The following is a 4335-nucleotide window of genomic DNA, read 5'->3' on the forward strand; positions in this document are numbered from 1 at the left end:
CATGCAGGTGGGGCCGCCCATGCCATGGCAGGGCACCATTGTCGCAACCACGGTCGACGGCAGTTTCGACCCAGGCACGGCGCGTTCCGTGCGCGTGTCGATGCCCTCGCCCAATGCACCGCAAGTGGTGCTGTTCGGTGCCGTATCTGTCGTTGCCGACACCCCCGCGCTCGATGCTGCCTACACCGGCATCGTCGATGCGTACGGCCAATACACGCGTACAACGTGGCCTGAAAAAATCGCCGACGACGCGGGGCTGAAGAAGGCATCGCTGCATGCCGATCCCTCATCGCCGGCCGTGCCCGGCTATGGCGGCGTGGTCAGCACTCCCTGCGGGGTCAGAGTCAACGACTCTGACCCCCATGCCGCGGCCGACCCCCAATGCGAAGGGCGGCCGGGCCTGAAGGCCACCGGCTGGTTCAGCCTGGCTAAGGTGAAGGGCGCCTGGACATTGGTCACACCTGACGGCAAGTCGTTCTTCTCGCTCGGCGTGAACGCCGTGGCTATCGACGGCGGCATGACCTACATCCAGGGCCGCAAGGCTATGTTCGAAGGCTTGCCGCCCACGAACGGCCCCTTGGGCAAGTTCTACGGACAGGGCGACGATCGCAGCGACAATGGCTCGCAACGCGACAACGGCATGAACCATGGCCAGTGGTTCGATTTCTACCGCGCCAACCTGCAACGCACCTACGGCGATGCCTGGCCGCAAAAGTGGGCGAAGGTGACGTTGGATCGACTGCGCGGCTGGGGCTTCAATACGCTGGGCAACTGGAGCGATCCATCGCTGTTCACGGCCCACCGCATCGCCTATACGGTGCCGGTGGTGATCGATGGCAATTTCGCCAGCGTGTCCACCGGCTACGACTACTGGGGCCGCATGCCCGATCCCTTCGATCCGAAGTTTGTCGCCGCCACCACGATCGCGGTGGCGAAGGCCACCAAGGGTGCACGCGACGATCCCTGGCTTCTTGGCTACTTCGCCGACAACGAACTGGCGTGGGCCGGGCGTGGTCCGCAAGGCCGCTGGGGCCTGGCCACCGGCGCCCTGCAGCTGGGTCCGGAAAGTCCCGCCAAGCAGGCTTTCGTTGCGTCATTGCGGAAGAAATACGGCGACGCCGGCAAACTCGCCGCCGCCTGGGGCGTGCCGCTGACAGGCTGGGATCATTTACTGGCACCGGGTTTCCAGGCGCCGGTGCCGGCCGAAGCCCATCCGGCCATCGCTGCAGACTACATCGACTTCCTCACCCTTTATGCCGAAACCTATTTCCGCACAGTCGCCACGGCGCTGAAGAAGGCTGATCCGCACCACCTGTTCCTTGGCGGCCGCCTGGCCGTGCGCACCCCCGAAGTGGAGGCCGCTTGCGCACGCTATTGCGATGTCGTGAGCATCAACGCCTATGCCGACCTTCCCGAACATGGCCTGGATGTCGCGGCCTTCAGGCGCATGGATAAACCGGTGATGGTGACCGAGTTCCATTTCGGCTCCGCCGACCGCGGGCCGTTCGGCAATGGCGTGGTTGCCGTTGCCGGCGAGGGTGAGCGGGGCAAGGCTTATGCGCGCTTCGTCGATGCGGCGAAAGCGAGCGGGGTGATCGTCGGCGCACACTGGTTCGACTACGCCGACCAACCGGTAACCGGGCGCATCCTGGACGGCGAGAACAGCCACATCGGCCTGGTCGGCATCACCGATATTCCCTTCGCCGGTTTCGTCCAGGACGTCACACGCGCCAACCGGCGCGCAGCGGGCCAGTAGCCAGCGAACAGCCCACTCCGGGGTCAGCGTAAATACTCTGACCCCCAACCGCGTTACGCGGCAGGCCCTTGATCCCAGGCTTAGCGCGAAACGAGGATGGCGCCCAGCATCAGCGCAAGGACCATGACAGCCGCCACCGCCATGCAGGCGCTGGTGATGCGCACGCGACGTGCATCCGCGCGCGGCACCAGGCGCCATACCAGCAGCACGCCGGCCAGCATGTCCACGATCAGCGCGCCGCGCATCCAGGGCGAGGCGAACAACGCGTAACCCGCGGCCGGCGAACTCTTCTGCGCCAGCAGCACCAGGCCTGCCGTGGCTATGCCAAACAGCGTCCACAACAGGCAGGCGAAGTACGCGCGGTTGAACACCACCGGTGTCCTTTCCACCATGCGCAGCATGAAGTAGACAACCACAGCGGGCACGATGGCCGCCGCGCTGGAATAAAGCACCCACCAGATCAGGGCGCTGAGCAGGGTCAGGATGGTTTGCGTCACCAGGTTCTCAATAAGTGATGCCGACGCGCCGGAACACCTTGCTCATCAACCATGCCGGGCCGATCAACAGATACTGGATGTCGGTGAAGAAAGACGGGCGGCGGCCTTCGATGTGATGGCCGACGAACTGGCCGATCCATGCCACCACGAAGACGGCCAGTGCCAGCCAACCCAGGTTGGCTGGCCCCAGCACGCGGTACAGCACCTCGGTGATCAGTGACATCGCCACGAACACCGCGGCCATGGCAAGTCCGATGCCGCGCGACAGCCGGAAGTAGTAGAAGACGAAGGCCAGGAACATCGCCAGCACCGCGAAGAAACCCGGGCGTCCGAGCCATTGGGGTACCGGCACGATCCACAGGAAGGCCACCGCGCACCAGGTGATCGCCGGCACGCAGATCCAGTGGATCGTGCGGTTGGTCGGGTTCTGGTGGTCGGCGGCGTAGTTGCCAAACCAGGTATTCGCATCGCGCATGGCCTTTCCCCTTGCCGTGTGGTCAGTCGATATGGATGCCGGCCAGTCGTTCCAGCGCCTCGGCGTACTTGGCCGCGGTACCGGCAATGACGTCGGCGGGAATCCGCGGGCCCGGCGCTGTCTTGTTCCAGCCGAGTGTTTCCAGGTAATCGCGGACATACTGCTTGTCGTAACTGGGCGGGCTGATGCCCACCGCATAGTGTTCGGCCGGCCAGAAACGCGACGAATCCGGAGTGAGCATCTCATCCATCACGTACAGCGTGCCCTGTTCATCGGTGCCGAATTCGAATTTGGTGTCGGCAATGATGATGCCGCGTTCGGCAGCATAAGCGGCGGCGAAGCGGTACAGGGCAAGCGTGGCATCTCGCACCTTTCCGGCCAGCTCCGCGCCCACCGTATCCACCACGTGCTCGAAGGTCACGTTCATGTCGTGGTCACCCACCGCGGCCTTGCTCGACGGGGTGAAGATCGGCTCGGGCAACTGCTGGGCCTGCTTCAGGCCCGGTGGCAGGGCGATGCCGCACACGGCGCCGGTGGCCTGGTAATCCTTCCAGCCCGAACCGATCAGGTAACCGCGGGCGATGGCCTCCACCGGCACCGGCTTCAATCGCCGGGTGACCACCGCGCGGCGGCGATAGAGCCCAAGGTCTGCGCCAGGCGGCAATACCTCTTCCACGGGCGTGCCGGTGAGGTGGTTGGGGATGATGTGTGCCGTCTTGCCGAACCAGAAGTTGGAGATCTGGGTGAGCATCTCGCCCTTGCCGGGAATCGGATCGGGCAGCACCACGTCGAAAGCCGACAAACGGTCGGTGGCCACCATCAGCAGGCGGTTGCCGGGCAGGGCGATCACGTCGCGGACCTTGCCGCGGTGGACCAGCTCAAGGCCAGGCAGGTCGGATTGCAGCAGGGTGGTCGGCACGACGTGGGCTCCGGGAAATAAGGAGAAGTGCCCATTGTAACTGGCCGGCCCCGGGGCGGACGCCCGCGGCACTGCTAGAATCCCGTTCTGTCGTCCCCACTACTCGTCCATGCGAAACCTCGTCCTCGCGGCGGCCATGCTCGCCGCTCCCGTCATGACCCAAGGCGCCGTGCCGGTGAAACCGGCACGCCTGGGCCTGTGCGCGGCCTGCCACGGCGTCGATGGCATGGCTACGATGGCCGGGGCCCCCAACCTGGCCGGCCAGCGCGAGGACTACCTTCGCCAGGCCCTGCGCCAATACCGCGACGGCCGGCGCGACGTCGCCGTGATGCGCGCGGCCTTGGGGCCCCTCTCGGAGGCCGAACTCGACCAGCTCGCGACCTGGTACGCCGCCCAGTCGCCACAACGCCAGGCCAATCCATGAATTTCACCGGCACCCTGATCGGCGCACTGATCGGTTTCTTCCTGCTGCACGGCCCGATCGGCGCCGTGATCGGCGGCATGCTCGGTTTCATGTTCGATGCCGGCCGCAACCGGCGCGAGGCCACGCCCGCCGCGGGCGGCTTCATTGGCCCGCTGTACGCCATCCTCGGTGCCGTGGCCAAGGCTGATGGCCGCGTGTCGCCGCAAGAGATCGCCGTGGCCGAGCGCCTGATGGGACGGATGAACCTCAATCCCGAGCAGCGAC

The 4335-nt window shown here is 65.7% G+C and carries 5 protein-coding genes and 1 pseudogene; 3 read left to right on the forward strand and 3 right to left on the reverse strand.

Features of this window, described 5'->3' with window-relative positions:
* A partial coding sequence (locus VK519_RS01450) for a beta-agarase (RefSeq protein ID WP_324346961.1) occupies positions 1 to 1756 on the forward strand: 1756 nt, incomplete at its 5' end.
* An 80-nt stretch (positions 1757 to 1836) separates the two neighbouring features.
* On the opposite strand, the gene VK519_RS01455 is transcribed toward VK519_RS01450, so the two are convergent.
* Genes VK519_RS01455 through VK519_RS01465 form a run of 3 tightly spaced genes read right to left on the reverse strand, consistent with a single transcriptional unit; the run spans position 1837 to position 3647 of the window.
* Positions 1837 to 2253, reverse strand: coding sequence for a hypothetical protein (locus VK519_RS01455; RefSeq protein WP_324346963.1), 417 nt, complete (start codon positions 2251 to 2253; stop codon positions 1837 to 1839).
* A gap of 7 nt (positions 2254 to 2260) precedes the next feature.
* Positions 2261 to 2728 (reverse strand): Mpo1 family 2-hydroxy fatty acid dioxygenase, encoded by a 468-nt coding sequence (locus VK519_RS01460; RefSeq protein ID WP_324346965.1) that lies wholly within the window; start codon positions 2726 to 2728, stop codon positions 2261 to 2263.
* Positions 2729 to 2750: 22 nt separating this feature from the next.
* Positions 2751 to 3647 (reverse strand): phosphoribosylaminoimidazolesuccinocarboxamide synthase, encoded by an 897-nt coding sequence (locus VK519_RS01465; RefSeq protein WP_324346967.1) that lies wholly within the window; start codon positions 3645 to 3647, stop codon positions 2751 to 2753.
* Positions 3648 to 3756: 109 nt separating this feature from the next.
* Between VK519_RS01465 and VK519_RS01470 the strand changes: the two genes are divergently transcribed.
* Both VK519_RS01470 and VK519_RS01475 read left to right on the forward strand, forming a co-directional pair.
* A complete protein-coding gene (locus VK519_RS01470; RefSeq protein WP_324346969.1) occupies positions 3757 to 4071 on the forward strand; it encodes a c-type cytochrome in 315 nt (104 codons plus the stop codon).
* A pseudogene (locus tag VK519_RS01475) lies at positions 4068 to 4335 on the forward strand (co-chaperone DjlA); the annotation flags it as partial. The gene VK519_RS01470 and the pseudogene VK519_RS01475, both read left to right, overlap by 4 nt.

This window comes from Pinirhizobacter sp., from assembly GCF_035317885.1.
Classification (GTDB): domain Bacteria; phylum Pseudomonadota; class Gammaproteobacteria; order Xanthomonadales; family Rhodanobacteraceae; genus Pinirhizobacter.

Excerpts from the sequence above, each read along its gene's own strand:
- VK519_RS01460 (WP_324346965.1), bottom strand. The coding sequence starts at position 2,728 with ATGCGCGATGCGAATACCTGGTTTGGCAACTACGCCGCCGACCACCAG.
- VK519_RS01470 (WP_324346969.1), top strand. The coding sequence starts at position 3,757 with ATGCGAAACCTCGTCCTCGCGGCGGCCATGCTCGCCGCTCCCGTCATG.